Below are 15,473 nucleotides of genomic sequence, written 5' to 3'. Positions count from 1 at the left end.
TTTGTGCTGTCACTGTTCCGTCAGCTTGCGGCGGACCGCCTCGTTGACGGCCTTGGGGTCGGCCTTGCCCCTAAGCTGGCGCATGACCTGGCCCACCAGGAAGCCGAAGGCCTTCTCCTTGCCGGAGCGGTAGTCCTCCACCGACTTGGGGTTGTCGGCAAAGGCCTTGTCCACGGCGGCCTCCACCAGGCTGTCGTCCCGGATCTGCTCCAGGCCGTGGTCCGCCACGTAGGCGTCCACGTCGCCGTCGCTGTCGAACACCGCCTCAAAGACGGTGACGGCGGTGTTGCGGTTGAGCTTGCCCTCGGCCACCAGGGCGATGAGCCGGGCCAGGGTGGCGGGGGAGAGGGGCATGTCCGCCGCCTCCATGCTCCGGGCGGACAGGGCCCGCAGCACCTCGCCCATGATCCAGTTGGACGCCTGCTTGGCGGGGGCGCCCAGGGCCACCACGGCCTCAAAGAAGTCGGACAGGGCCTTTTGGGAGGTGAGCATCTCGGTGTCGTAGGCGGGCAGGCCAAACTGGCGCTGATACCGCTCCATTCTGGCCGGAGCCAGCTCGGGCTGTGCGGAGCGCAGATGCTCCAGATACGCCTCCGACAGCTCCACCGGGGGCAGGTCGGGGTCGGGGAAGTAGCGGTAGTCCTGGGCGTTCTCCTTGGAGCGCATGGCGTAGGTGGCGTCCTTGTTCTCATCCCACCGGCGGGTCTCCTGGATCACCCGCTTGCCCTCCTCCAGCAGCTCAATCTGCCGCCGGCTCTCGTACTGGATGGCCCGGGAAATGGCCTTGAAGGAGTTGAGGTTCTTCATCTCGGTGCGGGTGCCCAGCTCGGTGGAGCCGGCGGGGCGCACCGACAGGTTCACGTCGCAGCGGAGGGAGCCCTCCTGCATCTTGCAGTCGGACACGCCCAGGTACTGGAGGGTGGAGCGCAGCTGCTCCAGGTAGGCGATGACCTCATCGGCGGTGCGGAAGTCGGGCTCGGTGACGATCTCGATCAGGGGCACGCCGCAGCGGTTGTAGTCGCAGCAGGTCTGGTCGGTCCAGGGGTCGTGGATCAGCTTGCCCGCGTCCTCCTCCATGTGCAGCTCGTGGATGCCGATGGTCTTGCCGCCGCCGATGTCCACCGCGCCGTCCCGGCAGATGGGCAGGTAGAGCTGGGAGATCTGGTAGGCCTTGGGCAGGTCGGGGTAGAAGTAGTTTTTCCGGTCAAAGCGGCTCTTGCGGGTGATGGCGCAGTTGAGGGCCAGTCCGGCCCGGACGGCGAACTCCAGCACCTTCTCGTTGAGCACGGGCAGGGTGCCCGGCATGCCGGTGCACACCGGGCAGCAGTGGGTGTTGGGCGCGCCGCCGAAGGCGGTGGTGCAGGAGCAGAAGATCTTGGTCTCGGTGGCCAGCTCCACGTGGGTCTCCAGACCGATCACAGTTTCCCAGGTCATTCAAATCACCCCTTCCTGATCTGCCTTCCCCTTGGGGGGAAGGTGGCCCTCAGGGCCGGATGAGGGGAAACGCTTATGCCAGTCGGTGTCCAGCTGGAAGGCATGGGCGGCGTTGAGCACCGCCGCCTCTCCCAGGGCCGGGCCGATGAGCTGGGCGCCGATGGGCAGGCCGCCGTCAAAGCCGCAGGGCATGGACAGCCCCGGCAGACCCGCCAGGTTGACGGGCACGGTGTAGATATCGCTCAGGTACATCTTCAGCGGGTCGCTGAGGCTCTCCCCCAGCTTGGGGGCGGTGGTGGGGGAGACGGGGGTGAGCAGCAGGTCGTACTGCTCAAAGGCCCTGTCATAGGCCTCCTTGATGAGGGCCTTGACCTGGAGGGCCTTTTTATAGTAGGCGTCGTAGTAGCCGGACGAGAGGACGAAGGTGCCCAGCAGGATGCGCCGCTTCACCTCAGAGCCGAAGCCCTCGGTGCGGGTGCGGCAGTAGAGGTCGGTCAGGTCCTCATACTCCGCCGCCCGCCAGCCGTACTTCACGCCGTCGTACCGGGACAGGTTGCTGCTGGCCTCGGCGCAGGCGATGATATAGTAGGTGGGCACCATATACTTCATCAGGGGGAAGGAGAAGGTCTCCACCTTGGCGCCTCTGGCCTCCAGCACGGCGGAGGCCTCCTTGACGGCGGCGGCCACCTGGGGCTCCAGGCCCTCGCCGAAGCAGTCGGCGGGCAGGCCGATCTTCATGCCCCGGATGTCCCCGGTCAGGCCGGAGAGCAGGCTGCCGGCGGGGGCGTCCAGGGAGGTGGCGTCCCGCCTGTCCTTCCCCTGGATCACGTCCAGCACGGCGGCGCAGTCGGCGGCGGTGCGGGCGATGGGGCCGATCTGGTCCAGGGAGGAGGCGTAGGCGATGAGGCCGTACCGGCTGACCGTGCCGTAGGTGGGCTTGATGCCGGTGACGCCGCAGAAGGAGGCGGGCTGGCGGATGGAGCCGCCGGTGTCCGACCCCAGAGCGAACCAGCACTCCCGGGCGGCCACCGCCGCCGCCGCGCCGCCGGAGGAGCCGCCGGGCACATGGGCGGTGTCCCAGGGGTTGTGGGTGGGGCCGCAGAAGGAGGTCTCAGTGGTGGAGCCCATGGCGAACTCATCCATGTTCAGCTTGCCCAGGGAGACGGCGCCCGCCTCCGTCATCCGGTCCACCACGGCGGCGTCGTAGGGGGGCGCGAAGTCGCCCAGGATCTTGGAGGCGCAACAGGTCTTGACGCCCCTGGTGCAGATGTTGTCCTTGAAGGCCATGGGCACGCCGTACAGGGGGCTTTTTGTCTCCTTCACCCCAGCCTGGAGGGCCTGGGCGCGGGCCATGGCCTGCTCGCCGGTGGCGGTGATGAAGCAGTTGAGGGCGGGCTCCCGCTCCGCCATCACGTCCAGGGCGGTCCGGGTGGCCTCGGCGATGGACACGTCCCCCGTCCGAATGGCCGCGCCCAGCTCCAGGGCGCTCAGTTCCAGCAGTTCTTTCACGATAAACCCTCCTTATTCCACAGCCCTGGGGACCCGGAAGGTCTCCCCGTCGCTGTCCGGCGCGCCGGACAGCAGGACCTCACGGTCCGCAGAGGGGACCACCGTGTCGGCACGGAGCACGTTCTTCAGGGGGAAGATGTGGCTCATGGGCTCCACGCCGTCGGTGTCCAGGGTGTTGAGGGTGTCCATATAGGTGACGATCTGTTCCAGCTCGCCGGCCATTTTGGCCTTCTCCTCCTGGGGCAGGCGGAGCCGGGACAGGGTGGAGACGTAGTCCACCAGCTCTTCGGTAATTTTCATAGCAACAGCATCCTTTCGTCCGATCCCCTCACAGAGCGGAGGGGGTATCGCGGGACAGAGATTTTCGGCAGAAAATCAATCGCCCTTTACGGTTCCAGCCGGGTGCGGTCCCGGGGGAAGAGGGTGGCCAGGCGCACGTTGTCCAGGCCGCACAGCTGCATGGTCAGCCGCTCCAGGCCGATGCCCAGGCCGCCGTGGGGGGGCGCGCCGTACTTGTGGAGCATGAGGTAGGACTCGAACTCCTCCGGGTGCATGCCCAGCCGCTCCATCTTGGCCACCTGCTGGCCGTAGTCGTGGATGCGCTGGCCGCCGGTGGTCACCTCCATGCCCCGGAAGAGCAGGTCGAAGGACAGGGTGTACTTGGGGTCCTCCGGGTCGTCCATGGCGTAGAAGGGCCGCTTTTTGGCCGGGTAGTGGGTGACAAAGACCAGGTCGCTGCCCCACACCTCCTTGGCGTACCGGCCGATGGCGTGCTCCTCCTCGGGCTCCAGGTCGTAGGGGTTGCGGATGGCGTAGCCGTACTTCTCCGCCGCCAGCCGCTTGGCCTCGTCGAACCGGACGCAGGGGACGTCCTTCATCTCGGGCAGGGTCACCCCCAGCCGGGCCAGGTCGTCGGCATACTCTTCGCCCAGCAGGCGGAAGCAGTAGCGGAGGAAGCCGGTCTCCACGGCGATGATGTCGTAGAAGCTGTCGATATACCCCATCTCGAAGTCCATGGAGGTGTACTCGTTCAGGTGGCGGGTGGTGCTGTGCTTCTCCGCCCGGAACACGGGGGCCACCTCGAACACCCGCTCAAAGACGGGCACCATGGTCTGCTTGTAGAACTGGGGGGACTGGGTGAGGAAGGCCTTGCGGCCGAAGTAGTCCAGGCGGAAGATGTTGCTGCCGCCCTCGGCCCCGGCGTGGACGATCTTGGGGGTGTGGATCTCGGTAAAATCCTGGCTCTGGAGGTACTCCCGAAAAGCCCGGGAGATGCCCGCCTGGATGCGGAACACGCTGCGCTCCCGCAGGCTGCGCAGCACGGCGGGGCGGAGGGAGAGGCGGGCGTCCAGCGTCAGGTTCAGCTTCCGCTTGGACACCGGCACCGGCATGGCAGCCGCGGGCCGGGAGAGCACCCGCACCGCCGCCGCGGCCAGCTCGGCCCCGCCGGGGGCCCGCTCCTCCTGGTGCACCGTGCCCAGCACCTCCACGGCGCACTCCTCGGTGACGCCGTCCAGGTCCACCTCCGGCGGGCACACGCACTGGAGCACCCCGTCCCCCTTGCGCAGGAGCAGGAAGGTGAGGCCTCCCATGTCCCGCAGGGAGTGGACCATGCCCCGGACGGAGACGGCCTGATTCTCCAGGGCACCTCCGATAATGTCGCGGATCGCGGGCTGCTTGACTGCGGTAAGAGCTGTCGCTGTGATCATGACCGTTCACATCCTTCTGAAAAAATAAAAGTTAAAAATTTCCACCGTGGAAAACGAAAAAAGCCCCGAGACTGCCAAAGCAGTTTCGGGGCGAAATAGACCTATTCCGCGGTACCACCCAAAGTTGCGGCGTCCCCATTGACGCGACCTCTTATACTCCTTAACGCGGAGGGGAACGGGCGGACCTACCCCTCCAGCGGAGGCTCGGCACGCCGGCTCAAAAGTGTTGCGCCTTCTCTTCTCTCCGGGGCGGGCTCTCAGTCGGTGGCCCGCGTTCTCTGTCGGATGCCCGAGGGGCGGTCTTTCTCGTCGCCTTTGTGATGTTGGAGGCATTATACGCCCATGGACGGACATTTGTCAACGGTTATTTTTTTCAAAAATTTCCCATGAAAGAAAAAAGGTGAACTTTACCGATGAAGTGTGCTATAATGGACAGCATTGAATCGGCCGCCGCCGGGACCGCCGGCCCCTGGCGCTGAGGCACATCCAAAGGAGAGAACCCAGACATGAAAATCATTGACATTCTCAACCAGGACAAGGTCACCCTGTCCTTCGAGGTCTTCCCCCCCAAGACTAGCGACTCCTACGAGTCGGTGGCAAAGGCCACCCAGGAGATCGCGGCCCTCAGGCCCGACTTTATGAGCGTCACCTACGGCGCCGGCGGCGGCACCAGCGACTACACCGTGGGCATCGCCGCGGGCATCCGGGACAGGTACGGCGTGGAGCCTCTGGCCCACCTGACCTGCGCCTCCTCCACCCGGGAGCATGTCCATGAAGTGCTGGGCAAGCTGAAGGAGAGCGGCATCAGCAACGTGCTGGCCCTGCGGGGGGACATCCCCGCCGGCGGCGCCCCGGCCCACGACTACCACTACGCCGCCGAGCTGGTGCGGGAGATCAAGGCCAGCGGAGACTTCTGCGTGGGCGGCGCCTGCTACCCCGAGGGGCACCCCGAATCCCCCACCAAGGCCAGCGATATCGACCATCTGAAGGCCAAGGTGGAGGCGGGCTGTGAGTTCCTCACCACCCAGATGTTCTTTGACAACAACATCCTCTACAACTTCCTCTACCGCATCCGGGAGAAGGGCATCACCGTGCCCGTGGTGGCGGGCATCATGCCCGTGACCAACGGCAAGCAGATGACCCGCATCTGCAAGCTGTCCGGCACCTATCTGCCAGAAAAGTTCAAGGCCATTGTGGACAAGTTCGGGGACAATCCGGCGGCCATGCGCCAGGCCGGCGTGGCCTACGCCGCCGGACAGATCATCGACCTGATCGCCAACGGCGTCAATCACATCCACATCTACTCCATGAACAAGCCGGAGATCGCCGCCGGCATTCAGGCCAGCCTGTCGGAGGTCCTGAAGTGACCCTGGAGGCGGACTACAGCGAGATCTGCCGGTACTTAGGCTACCGGAGGGACACACCGCCGGACAGCGCCATGGAGCAGACCATCCGCGCCTGCGCCAAGCGGCTGGAACAGGCGGTCACCCCCCGGTGGGTGAGCCGGGCGTTCCCCCTCGCCCACCTGCCCGACGGGGCGCTGGAGCTGGGGGAGGTCCGGGTGGAGAGCAAAAGCCTGTCCCGCAACCTGAAGGGCTGTGAGCAGGTGATCTTCTTCGCCGCCACCCTGGGGGTGGAGGCCGACCGGCTCATCGCCAGGGCTACCGCCGTGCGGATGAGCGAGGCGGTGATCCTCCAGGCCGCGGCGGCCTCCCTCATCGAGGTATGCTGCGACAGCGCCTGCGAGGAGCTGCGCCGTAAGGCGGAGGAGGAGGGCTGGTATCTCCGGCCCCGGTTCAGCCCCGGCTACGGGGACTTCTCCATCGCCCACCAGCGCGACATCACAACTTTGCTCCAGACCCCGGCCAGGATCGGCCTGACCGTGACAGAGCAGATGCTGCTGGCCCCCATGAAGTCGGTCACCGCGGTGATCGGCATGTCCCGTCAGGCGGCGCCCTGCCACCGGCAGGGCTGCGAGGCCTGTGACAAGACCGACTGCGCCTTTCGCAGATAACAGGAGGATGTATGAGTTTTTTGGAGAAACTGGGGCGGGAGCGCCTCTTTTTTGACGGTGGCACCGGCACTCTGCTGCAGGCCCAGGGCCTGAAGGGCGGCGAGCTGCCCGAGACCTGGAACCTGCGCTATCCCGAACGGATTCAGGCCGTGCACAGGGCCTATCTGGACGCGGGAAGCCACGTCATCTGCACCAACACCTTCGGGGCCAACGCCCTGAAGTTCCCCGACGGCGGAGAATGGGACCTGGAGGAGATCATCCGGGCGGCCGTGGACAACGCCAAGCGTGCCAGGGCGGAGGCGGGCCGTGAGGCCGACGCCTACATCGCCCTGGACATGGGTCCCACCGGGCGGCTGCTGCGCCCCATGGGGGACCTGGACTTTGAGGACGCGGTGTCCCTCTTTGCCAGAGTGGTCCGGGTGGGCGCCCAGGCCGGGGCCGACCTGGTGCTCATCGAGACCATGAGCGACGGCTACGAGGCCAAGGCGGCCGTGCTGGCGGCCAAGGAGAACAGCGACCTGCCCGTGGTGGTGACCACGGTGTACGACGAGAACGGCAAGATGCTCACCGGCGGCACTATCGCCTCCACCGTGGCCCTGCTGGAGGGCCTGCGGGTGGACGCCCTGGGCGTCAACTGCGGCATGGGTCCGGAGCAGATGCTCCCCCTGGCCGAGGAGCTGGTGAAGCTGGCGTCCGTGCCCGTGGTGGTCAACCCCAACGCCGGCCTGCCCCGGCGGGAGGGGGACAGGACCGTGTTCGACGTGGACCCGGAGAGGTTTGCCGCCGTTATGGAGCGCATTGCAAAGCTGGGCGTGTGGGGCCTGGGCGGCTGCTGCGGCACTACCCCCGACCACATCCGCGCCCTCACCGCCGCCTGCCGGGATATCCCCGTCACCCCGCCGGAGCGGAAGCGGCGGACTGTGGTGTCCTCCTTCTCCCGGGCGGTGGAGATCGGCCCCATGCCCGTCATCATCGGCGAGCGCATCAATCCCACCGGCAAGAAGCACTTCAAGGAGGCCCTGCGGAACCATGACCTGGAGTATATCCTGAATGAAGGGTTCGCCCAGGAGGAGGCCGGGGCCCACATCCTGGACGTGAACGTGGGCCTGCCCGAGATCGACGAGCCCGCCATGCTGGAGGAGGCGGTGTGCGCCCTCCAGAGCGTCATCCCCCTGCCCCTGCAGATCGACACCTCCGACACCCAGGCCATGGCCCGTGCCATGCGCCGCTACAACGGCAAGCCCATGATCAACTCGGTCAGCGGCAAGGCGGAGAGCATGGCGGCGGTGTTCCCCCTGGTGCGCAAGTACGGCGGCGTGGTGGTGGGCCTGGCCCTGGACGAGGGCGGCATCCCCGAGACTGCCGAGGGCCGCCTGGCAGTGGCCCGGAAGATCTACGACACCGCAGCGGAGTACGGCATCCCGCCGGAGGACATCGTGATCGACGGCCTGACCCTCACGGTCTCCTCCGAGCCCAAGGCGGCGGTGGTCACCCTGGAGACTCTCCGGCGGGTGCGGGACGAGCTGGGGGGACACACCATTTTGGGCGTGTCCAACGTGTCCTTCGGCCTGCCCCGGCGGGACATCATCAACGCCAATTTCTTTGCCATGGCCCTGGAGGCCGGGCTGTCCTGCGCCATCATCAACCCTCTGGCTGAGGGTATGATGGGGGCCTGGCGGTCCTACTGCGCCCTGGCCGGGCTGGACAGCCAGTGCGGCGGCTATATCGAGGCGTACAGCGGCCAGACCGCGGCCGCCGCTGCCACCCCTGCCGCCGCGGCCAGCCTGTCCCTGGAGGAGTGTGTGATGCGGGGCATGCAGGAGGAGGCGGCCCGGGCCGCCCGCAGGAACCTGGAAAAGGGCGTGGAGCCCCTGGAGCTGGTCAACACCGCCCTGATCCCCGCCCTGGACAAGGTGGGCCAGGACTTTGAGAAAAAGATCCTCTTCCTGCCCCAGCTGCTCATGAGCGCCGAGGCGGCCAAGGCGGCCTTCGAGGTGGTCAAGGCCGCCATGGCCAGCCAGCCCCAGGAGAAGCAGGGCAAGGTGGTGCTGGCCACCGTCAAGGGAGATATCCACGACATCGGCAAGAACATCGTCAAGGTCCTGCTGGAGAATTACGGCTTTGAAGTGGTGGACCTGGGCAAGGACGTGGCCCCGGAGACGATCGTGGAGGCGGCCGCCGCCCCCGGTGTCCGTCTGGTGGGCCTGAGCGCCCTCATGACCACCACGGTGGTCAGCATGGAGGAGACCATCAGGGCCCTGCGGGAGAGCGGCAGCGGCGTCAAGGTGGTGGTGGGCGGCGCGGTGCTCACCGAGGAGTACGCCGCCAGCATTGGCGCCGACCGCTACGCCAGGGACGCCATGGCCACCGTCCGCTACGCCAAGGAAGTCTACGCAACGGAGAACAGGGAGGAGAAGGCATGAAGAACTGGGAAGGGCTCCAGGCCGAGTGTATGGCCTGCCGGAAGTGCGCCCTGGCTGAGACCCGCCACAACGTGGTGTTCGGCGCGGGCAATCCCAACGCCGAGGTCATGTTCATCGGCGAGGGACCCGGCGAACAGGAGGACCTGAAGGGAGAGCCCTTTGTGGGCCGGGCCGGCAAGCTGCTGGACGACATGCTGGAGATCATCGATCTGGACCGGAGCAAGATCTACATCACCAACATGGTCAAGTGCCGTCCGCCCCAGAACCGGGACCCCCTCAACGTGGAGCAGGAGGCCTGCATCGGCTATCTGCGCAACCAGGTGGCCATCATCCGGCCCAAGATCATCGTGTGCCTGGGCCGGATCGCCGCCATGAAGCTGATCAAGGAGGACTTCAAGATCACCAAGGAGCACGGCCAGTGGGTGGAAAAGGCGGGGGTGCACATGACCGCCATGTACCACCCGGCGGCCCTGCTGCGCAACCCTGGCTGGCGTCCCGCCGCCTTTGAGGACCTGAAGTCCCTCCAGGCTAAGATCAGGGAAATCTGCACCAGGACCTATTGAGCGACAAAAAAATTCTCCTGCTGTCCCTCATGGCGGCAGGAGAATTTTTCTATGTGGGCAAAGAAATTGAAAAAAAGAATTGACAATCATATCCAGTACAGATATAATACAATGATTTAGATTCCAAGTCTGAATGGTCGGTTGGGGAAAAGAAAGGAGAAGGTATATGTACCACTATTTGGACGACAGGAAGTTTGAGAGCAGCATGCGGAACCTGGCAGGAGAAATCATGCAGAGCCTGTGCCATCGCTTGAAGGACGAGTATGACATCGGGGCGGGCTTCCAGCTGGTGGGCAGCGGCGGGAGGAATCTCATCTTGCAGAATGCCGACGAGCCGGTGGACCTGGACTACAACCTGGAGATCCGCAGATGTGAGGATTTTCGTGATTGCCGGGGCATCAAGGAGCGCGTCAGAAATGCGTTCAATGAGGCCCTGAATGAATATGGAATCGGGGACTGCCAGGACTCCACCTCCTGCCTGACAAGCCCGAGGATACAGTTCAGAAAAGGAAACAGAACGGAATTTTCCATTGATGTCTGCATTACGATGCGGAATAAAGCGGGCCACAGGCTGATTCATGAAAAAACAGGAATTACTATTTGCGACCAATACTACTGGAATATTGTACGGAACTCAGAGGAGCTCGAAGAAAAGGCAGACTGGATCAAAGAACATGGAAGATGGGCACAGCTGCGAGAGGAGTATCTGAAAATCAAAAACGGGTACCTGAGAGGCTGCGGCCGCTTAACCTGTCCAGGTGAGAATATGCTTATGAATCGCCCCTCCTTTGTCTGCTATATTGAAGCCGTAAACAATGTATATAATCAGATAAGACAGCAGATAAGACCGCAGAGCGCATGTAGCTGGCAGCAGCTTCAGAGCGGATACCGCATCATGCTCTGACAGCGGAGACGAAAGAGAAGCGAAAGGAGAACGGTATTCCATGGGAAAGCATTTCTTTGACTATGACGACGGGGATTTTGCCTATACCATCTCAGACCGCATGGCGATTGATTCCGATGGGGACCTGCTGATGCGGATGGACGACCATATGGCGATGGACATGGATTCGGGGGAGCTGCATATGGTGTCGGACTGGTCACGTGAGGAAGAAGAATGAACTGAAAAAGAGAAACAGCCGCCCGCTGTCCGAAAGACAGCGGGCGGCTGTTATATGTGGGTCACAGGTCCTGGAGATTCATGCGCTCCACCTCGTCCCGCTCCTGGAGACGGCGGCGGGTGATATGATAGATAACAATGTATACCGCGGTGGGCAGGTTGAGCAATACCAGCAGGAGGAGGGACATGAGCACGGCCGGAAGGGAGAAGGCAGCCAGATTGAACAGGAACAGGAGGGACAGAGTCACGGAACCGATGCCGGAGAGCACAGGGATAATCAGGCCGGGCCAGGGGGGTGTCAGCCGGCAGAGCAGATACTGCACCAGGCCCAAAATACAGATATAGACGAGAAGCGCACCTAGAAACAGAACGATAGCCAGAATAGTGGACATACAATTCACTCCTTCTTCTGCCTGCGGTACTCCTGAATCAGGAGCTTTGCCGTGTCGAAGTCCAGCTTCTCATTGACGGCCAGGCGTTTGATCAGCGCCACATAGGGGTCCTGGTCGGCCTCCTCGCTGAGCTTGATCTTCTGGATCAGCCGGTCCAGCCGGAGGCGGACAGTGGGGTAGGACACGCCGTACTGCCTGGCGATATCCTTGAGGGAGCCGGAGCACAGGAGAAAGTTGCGGATAAAGGCCGCGTCCTCCTCCTCCAGTTCGGCCATCCAGCCCGGGACTCGGTCAATGGACATGGACAGAACCTCCTCTCTGTGACTTTCATAATATTAATATAAACTTTAATTTTATAAAAGTCAATATGAAATATATTAAAAATAAAATAGATAAAAAATACCGCCGCCGGACTGCTGTCCAGCGGCGGTATTTGATCAGGCGCTTGTGCGGGAACGCTTCTTGGTCTGGAAGGACTTGATGACCTTCAGACGGGTGAACTCCTCCCGCTCCTTCTCCTCCAGCGCTTCGGTGATGAAGCGGATGGTGTTGTTGAAGCCGGGAATGACGATGTTCTTCAGGGCGTTGGCACGCTTCTGGGTTTTCTTGATGGCGGTGGCCAGGCGGTAGATGGAGGTCTCCACCTCCGCCAGCTGGCGCACCAGCTCCTTCACCTGGTGGAACTTGAGGTAGCACTCGTCCAGCTCGGAGCTGGTGGAGGCAAAGCCGTACTCGGGCCGGACCGGAGCGGACCGGTCGGGGATATGGGGCAGCTCCACGCCCATGACCGAGCGGTACTGCACCTCCAGGCTCTCGTCCACGTCAACGGCCTCGGCGATCCGGTCGCAGATGCCCAGCTTGATGTTGGCGGTCTGGAGGGAGGCATAGGCCTCGGTGAAGACGGTGTCGATCTGGTCCTGGACCTGCTTGGCGGTCTCCATCAGGGACATCATCTCCCGGATGAGGATGTTCCGCTTCCGGTCCATCAGCTCATAGCCCGTCTGAGCCAGTGCGCGGGAGCGCTTGGTGGCCATCAGGTTGCCTTTGGTTGGTAAGACAGCGGCCATTTACGGGCCTCCTCTCAGGTTAGTTGAGCTTCCCGTCTCCGCCGGCGGATTCGGGGTGCAGGATGGTCTTGTAGGCGCCCTCCACATAGTGGGCCTCGATGGTGGCGCTGCTCATACGATCCAGCTCGCTCTTGGGCAGGATGCTCAGCAGCTTCCAGCCCAGGTCCAGGGTCTGGTCGATGGTCCGGTTGTCGCCCATGTCCTGGTTGATGAACAGGGCCTCGAAGGCCTTGCCGAACTCCAGGTACTTCTTGTCGATTTCGGACAGCTCATCCTCACCGATAACGCTGGCCAGGCTCCGGGCGTCCTGCACCTTGGAGTAGGACGCGAAGAGCTGGTTGGACACGTCGGGGTGGTCGTCACGGGTGAAGCCCTTGCCGATGCCGTCCTTCATCAGACGGGACAGGGAGGGCAGGATGGAGATGGGGGGATAGACGCCCTTCTGGTCCATATCACGGTCCAGCACGATCTGGCCCTCGGTGATGTAGCCGGTCAGGTCGGGGATGGGGTGGGTGATATCGTCGTTGGGCATGGTCAGGACGGGCACCTGGGTCACGGAACCGGGGCGGCCCTTGATCATGCCGGCGCGCTCGTAGAGGGAGGCCAGGTCGGAGTACAGGTAGGAGGGGAAGCCCTTACGGGAGGGAATCTCGCCCTTGGAGGAGGAGAACTCACGGACGGCCTCGCAGTAGGAGGTCATATCAGTCATGATGACCAGCACGTGGTAGCCCAGATCAAAGGCCAGATACTCAGCGGCGGTGAGGGCGCAGCGGGGGGTCAGGATACGCTCGATGATGGGGTCGGAGGCCAGGTTCATGAACATGACCACCCGCTGGAGGGCGCCGGCCTCCTCAAAGTTGCGGCGGAAGAACTCGGCGGTATCGTTCTTGACGCCCATGGCGGCGAACACGATGGCGAAGTCGCCGTCCTGGTCGCCGACGCGGGCCTGGCGGACGATCTGAGCCGCCAGCTCGTTGTGCTTCATGCCGGCGCCGGAGAAGATAGGCAGCTTCTGGCCGCGGATCAGCGTGGAGCAGCCGTCAATGGCGGAGATACCGGTGTAGATGCAGGAGCGGGGGTACTGCCGGGACACCGGGTTGATGGCAGAGCCGTTGATGTTCCGGCGCTGCTCGGGGTAGATCTCACCCAGGCCGTCAATGGGCCGGCCGGCGCCGTCAAAGATACGGCCCAGCATCTCGTGGGAGAGGGCGATATCCATGGGCTTGCCGGTGAAGTGGGTGCGGGCGTTTTCCAGGGAGATACCCTTGGTGCCCTCGAAGACCTGGAGGATGGCCTTGTCGCCGTCAACCGTGATGACACGGCCGTAGCGGCGCTCGCCGTTCTCCAGGGTGATTTCGGCCATCTCGTCGTAGGCCACGTCCTCCACGCCCTGAAGGGCGATCAGAGAACCGGACAGCTCGGACAGGCCGATGTATTCCATGCGCATAAAATCACCTCAAAAATCTCGTCTCAGCGGTTGGCTTTGTCCACCTTGTCCAGGGCCTCGTCCACCTGTTTCTCATAGTCGGCGAACTTCTCCATCTGGTCGTTGGTGACTTCATACTTGATCTTGGCCAGGGTTTCGAAAATGCCGGTGGCCTTGAGCTGAGAGAGGGGGATGGAGCGGGCGATGAGGGCCTTGGCGCCGTCGTACAGGCGCAGGATGACCTGCATCATCTTCAGCTGCTTATCCAGGGGGACGTAAGTATCGATGGGGTTATAGGAGTTCTGCTGCAGGAAGCCCACGCGGATGAGCTTGGCGGTCTCAATGACCAGCTTCTGGTCCTCGGGCAGCACGTCCGCGCCGATCAGCTTGACGATCTCCATCAGGGAGGCCTCCTCCTGGAGGAGGTTGGCGATCTTGTTGCGGCAGGGGACAAAGTCGGTGCCCACGTTGGCGTCATACCAGGGCTTCAGATCGGTGGTGTACTCCGAGTAGGAGGTCAGCCAGTTGATGGAGGGGAAGTGACGGGCGTAGGCCAGAGCGCGGTCCAGGCCCCAGAAGGTACGGACATAACGCTTGGTGTTCTGGGTGACGGGCTCGGAGAAGTCGCCGCCCTGAGGGGAGACGGCGCCGATGACGGTGACGCTGCCCTCTTTGCCCTCCAGGGTCTTCACGTAGCCGGCGCGCTCGTAGAACTCGGCCAGACGGGAGGCCAGGTAGGCGGGGAAGCCCTCCTCGGCGGGCATCTCTTCCAGACGGCCGGAGATCTCACGCAGAGCCTCGGCCCAACGGGAGGTGGAGTCGGCCATCAGGGCCACGTGGTAGCCCATATCGCGGTAGTACTCGGCGATGGTCATGCCGGTGTAGACGGAGGCCTCACGGGCGGCCACAGGCATGTTGGACGTGTTGGCGATCAGGATGGTGCGGTTCATCAGGGGCTGGTGGCTCTTGGGGTCCAGCAGCTCGGAGAACTCCTCCAGGGCCTGTGTCATCTCGTTGCCGCGCTCGCCGCAGCCCAGGTAGACGATGATGTCGGCGTCAGACCACTTGGCCAGCTGGTGCTGGGTCATGGTCTTGCCGGCGCCGAAGGGGCCGGGGATGGCGGCGGCGCCGCCCTTGCCGATGGGGAAGAGGGTGTCGATGATCCGCTGACCGGTGATCAGCGGGCGGGAGATGGGCAGACGCTCGGCCATGGGCCGGGGGGTACGGATGCGGCAGTCCTGGGACAGGCAGAGCTTGAACACCTTGCCGTACAGGTTGGTGACCTCCACCAGGACCTCGTTGACGTTGTAGCTGCCGTTGGGCAGGACCCGGGTCACCTTGCCCTCCACGCCGGCGGGGGCCAGGCAGCGGTGCTGGATGAGGGAGGTCTCCTGGCAGTAGGCGTACTGAGTGCCGGGACGGATGGCGTCGCCCACCTTGACGGTGATGGTGGTGTCCCACAGCTTCTCCTCGTCCAGGGCGGAGATGTTGATGCCGCGGGTGATGAAGGGGCCGGCCTTGTCCTGGATCACGTTCAGGGGGCGGGCAATGCCGTCGAAGATATTGCTCAGCAGGCCGGGGCCCAGCTTGACGGACATGGGCGCGCCGGTGGTGGTGACGGGCTGACCGGGGGCCAGACCGGCGGTGTCCTCGTAGACCTGCACGGTGGTCACGCCGCCGCTCACGCCTACGACCTCGCCAATCAGACCCTCATTACCCACGTGCACCATGTCCATCATGGCAAGCCCCTGGCCGCCGACGACGGTGACAACAGGGCCGTTGACGCCCTTGATAACATATTGGCTCATAGTATCAT

At 63.8% G+C, this 15,473-nt stretch carries 15 protein-coding genes; 6 read left to right on the top strand and 9 right to left on the bottom strand.

What is annotated here, in order from left to right:
- Positions 1-9 precede the first annotated feature (9 nt).
- From gatB to aspS, 4 genes are all read right to left on the bottom strand, one after another.
- Positions 10-1,434, bottom strand: coding sequence for an Asp-tRNA(Asn)/Glu-tRNA(Gln) amidotransferase subunit GatB (gene gatB / locus WMO64_RS10905; RefSeq protein ID WP_349231987.1), 1,425 nt, complete (start codon positions 1,432-1,434; stop codon positions 10-12).
- Entirely contained in the window at positions 1,435-2,943 is a 1,509-nt protein-coding gene (gatA, locus tag WMO64_RS10900; RefSeq protein ID WP_349231986.1) for an Asp-tRNA(Asn)/Glu-tRNA(Gln) amidotransferase subunit GatA, read from the bottom strand.
- Between the two features lie 12 nt (positions 2,944-2,955).
- The gene (gene gatC, locus WMO64_RS10895; protein ID WP_294518167.1) at positions 2,956-3,243 is read right to left on the bottom strand and encodes an Asp-tRNA(Asn)/Glu-tRNA(Gln) amidotransferase subunit GatC; all 288 of its coding nucleotides are present in this window, start codon (positions 3,241-3,243) and stop codon (positions 2,956-2,958) included.
- A gap of 86 nt (positions 3,244-3,329) precedes the next feature.
- Positions 3,330-4,652 carry an aspartate--tRNA(Asn) ligase gene (aspS, locus tag WMO64_RS10890; RefSeq protein ID WP_349231985.1) on the bottom strand — a complete coding sequence of 441 codons (1,323 nt, stop codon included), beginning with the start codon at positions 4,650-4,652 and terminating at the stop codon, positions 3,330-3,332.
- 506 nt (positions 4,653-5,158) lie between these two features.
- Here aspS and metF point away from each other — a divergent pair.
- The 6 genes from metF (at position 5,159) to WMO64_RS10860 (ending at position 10,773) form a co-directional block, all read left to right on the top strand.
- Entirely contained in the window at positions 5,159-6,019 is an 861-nt protein-coding gene (gene metF / locus WMO64_RS10885; protein WP_294518171.1) for a methylenetetrahydrofolate reductase [NAD(P)H], read from the top strand.
- Complete coding sequence (locus WMO64_RS10880) at positions 6,016-6,666, top strand: Vitamin B12 dependent methionine synthase activation subunit (protein WP_349231984.1); 651 nt, start codon at positions 6,016-6,018, stop codon at positions 6,664-6,666. Before metF ends, WMO64_RS10880 begins: the two co-directional genes overlap by 4 nt.
- Before the next feature lie 11 nt (positions 6,667-6,677).
- Positions 6,678-9,089: a homocysteine S-methyltransferase family protein gene (locus WMO64_RS10875; protein WP_349231983.1), complete on the top strand. Its 2,412-nt coding sequence runs from the start codon at positions 6,678-6,680 to the stop codon at positions 9,087-9,089.
- Entirely contained in the window at positions 9,086-9,652 is a 567-nt protein-coding gene (locus tag WMO64_RS10870; protein ID WP_294518178.1) for a uracil-DNA glycosylase, read from the top strand. Before WMO64_RS10875 ends, WMO64_RS10870 begins: the two co-directional genes overlap by 4 nt.
- Positions 9,653-9,818: 166 nt before the next feature.
- Positions 9,819-10,556 (top strand): hypothetical protein, encoded by a 738-nt coding sequence (locus tag WMO64_RS10865; protein ID WP_349231982.1) that lies wholly within the window; start codon positions 9,819-9,821, stop codon positions 10,554-10,556.
- A gap of 40 nt (positions 10,557-10,596) precedes the next feature.
- Positions 10,597-10,773, top strand: a complete 177-nt coding sequence (locus WMO64_RS10860; protein ID WP_349231981.1) for a hypothetical protein — start codon at positions 10,597-10,599, stop codon at positions 10,771-10,773.
- Positions 10,774-10,834: 61 nt separating this feature from the next.
- On the opposite strand, the gene WMO64_RS10855 is transcribed toward WMO64_RS10860, so the two are convergent.
- The 5 genes from WMO64_RS10855 to WMO64_RS10835 form a co-directional block, all read right to left on the bottom strand.
- Positions 10,835-11,164: a hypothetical protein gene (locus tag WMO64_RS10855; RefSeq protein WP_349231980.1), complete on the bottom strand. Its 330-nt coding sequence runs from the start codon at positions 11,162-11,164 to the stop codon at positions 10,835-10,837.
- Between the two features lie 5 nt (positions 11,165-11,169).
- Positions 11,170-11,466 (bottom strand): DUF2089 family protein, encoded by a 297-nt coding sequence (locus tag WMO64_RS10850; RefSeq protein WP_294518182.1) that lies wholly within the window; start codon positions 11,464-11,466, stop codon positions 11,170-11,172.
- A gap of 135 nt (positions 11,467-11,601) precedes the next feature.
- The gene (locus WMO64_RS10845) at positions 11,602-12,231 is read right to left on the bottom strand and encodes a V-type ATP synthase subunit D (RefSeq protein WP_294518184.1); all 630 of its coding nucleotides are present in this window, start codon (positions 12,229-12,231) and stop codon (positions 11,602-11,604) included.
- Between the two features lie 19 nt (positions 12,232-12,250).
- Positions 12,251-13,678, bottom strand: a complete 1,428-nt coding sequence (locus WMO64_RS10840) for a V-type ATP synthase subunit B (RefSeq protein ID WP_294518186.1) — start codon at positions 13,676-13,678, stop codon at positions 12,251-12,253.
- A 23-nt stretch (positions 13,679-13,701) separates the two neighbouring features.
- On the bottom strand, positions 13,702-15,465 hold the full coding sequence (locus WMO64_RS10835) for a V-type ATP synthase subunit A (RefSeq protein ID WP_294518188.1): 1,764 nt from the start codon (positions 15,463-15,465) through the stop codon (positions 13,702-13,704).
- Positions 15,466-15,473: the final 8 nt, after the last annotated feature.

It is taken from the genome of Pseudoflavonifractor intestinihominis (genome assembly GCF_040096055.1).
Taxonomy (GTDB): domain Bacteria; phylum Bacillota; class Clostridia; order Oscillospirales; family Oscillospiraceae; genus Pseudoflavonifractor; species Pseudoflavonifractor intestinihominis.
The sequence above is the reverse complement of the archived record's forward strand: the minus strand, read 5'-3'. Positions and strand labels throughout refer to the sequence as shown.

Excerpts from the sequence above, each read along its gene's own strand:
- gatC (WP_294518167.1), bottom strand. The coding sequence starts at position 3,243 with ATGAAAATTACCGAAGAGCTGGTGGACTACGTCTCCACCCTGTCCCGG.
- gatB (WP_349231987.1), bottom strand. The coding sequence starts at position 1,434 with ATGACCTGGGAAACTGTGATCGGTCTGGAGACCCACGTGGAGCTGGCC.
- WMO64_RS10860 (WP_349231981.1), top strand. The coding sequence starts at position 10,597 with ATGGGAAAGCATTTCTTTGACTATGACGACGGGGATTTTGCCTATACC.
- WMO64_RS10865 (WP_349231982.1), top strand. The coding sequence starts at position 9,819 with ATGTACCACTATTTGGACGACAGGAAGTTTGAGAGCAGCATGCGGAAC.
- aspS (WP_349231985.1), bottom strand. The coding sequence starts at position 4,652 with ATGATCACAGCGACAGCTCTTACCGCAGTCAAGCAGCCCGCGATCCGC.
- WMO64_RS10835 (WP_294518188.1), bottom strand. The coding sequence starts at position 15,465 with ATGAGCCAATATGTTATCAAGGGCGTCAACGGCCCTGTTGTCACCGTC.
- WMO64_RS10855 (WP_349231980.1), bottom strand. The coding sequence starts at position 11,164 with ATGTCCACTATTCTGGCTATCGTTCTGTTTCTAGGTGCGCTTCTCGTC.
- WMO64_RS10870 (WP_294518178.1), top strand. The coding sequence starts at position 9,086 with ATGAAGAACTGGGAAGGGCTCCAGGCCGAGTGTATGGCCTGCCGGAAG.
- WMO64_RS10850 (WP_294518182.1), bottom strand. The coding sequence starts at position 11,466 with ATGTCCATTGACCGAGTCCCGGGCTGGATGGCCGAACTGGAGGAGGAG.
- WMO64_RS10840 (WP_294518186.1), bottom strand. The coding sequence starts at position 13,678 with ATGCGCATGGAATACATCGGCCTGTCCGAGCTGTCCGGTTCTCTGATC.
- WMO64_RS10845 (WP_294518184.1), bottom strand. The coding sequence starts at position 12,231 with ATGGCCGCTGTCTTACCAACCAAAGGCAACCTGATGGCCACCAAGCGC.
- metF (WP_294518171.1), top strand. The coding sequence starts at position 5,159 with ATGAAAATCATTGACATTCTCAACCAGGACAAGGTCACCCTGTCCTTC.
- WMO64_RS10875 (WP_349231983.1), top strand. The coding sequence starts at position 6,678 with ATGAGTTTTTTGGAGAAACTGGGGCGGGAGCGCCTCTTTTTTGACGGT.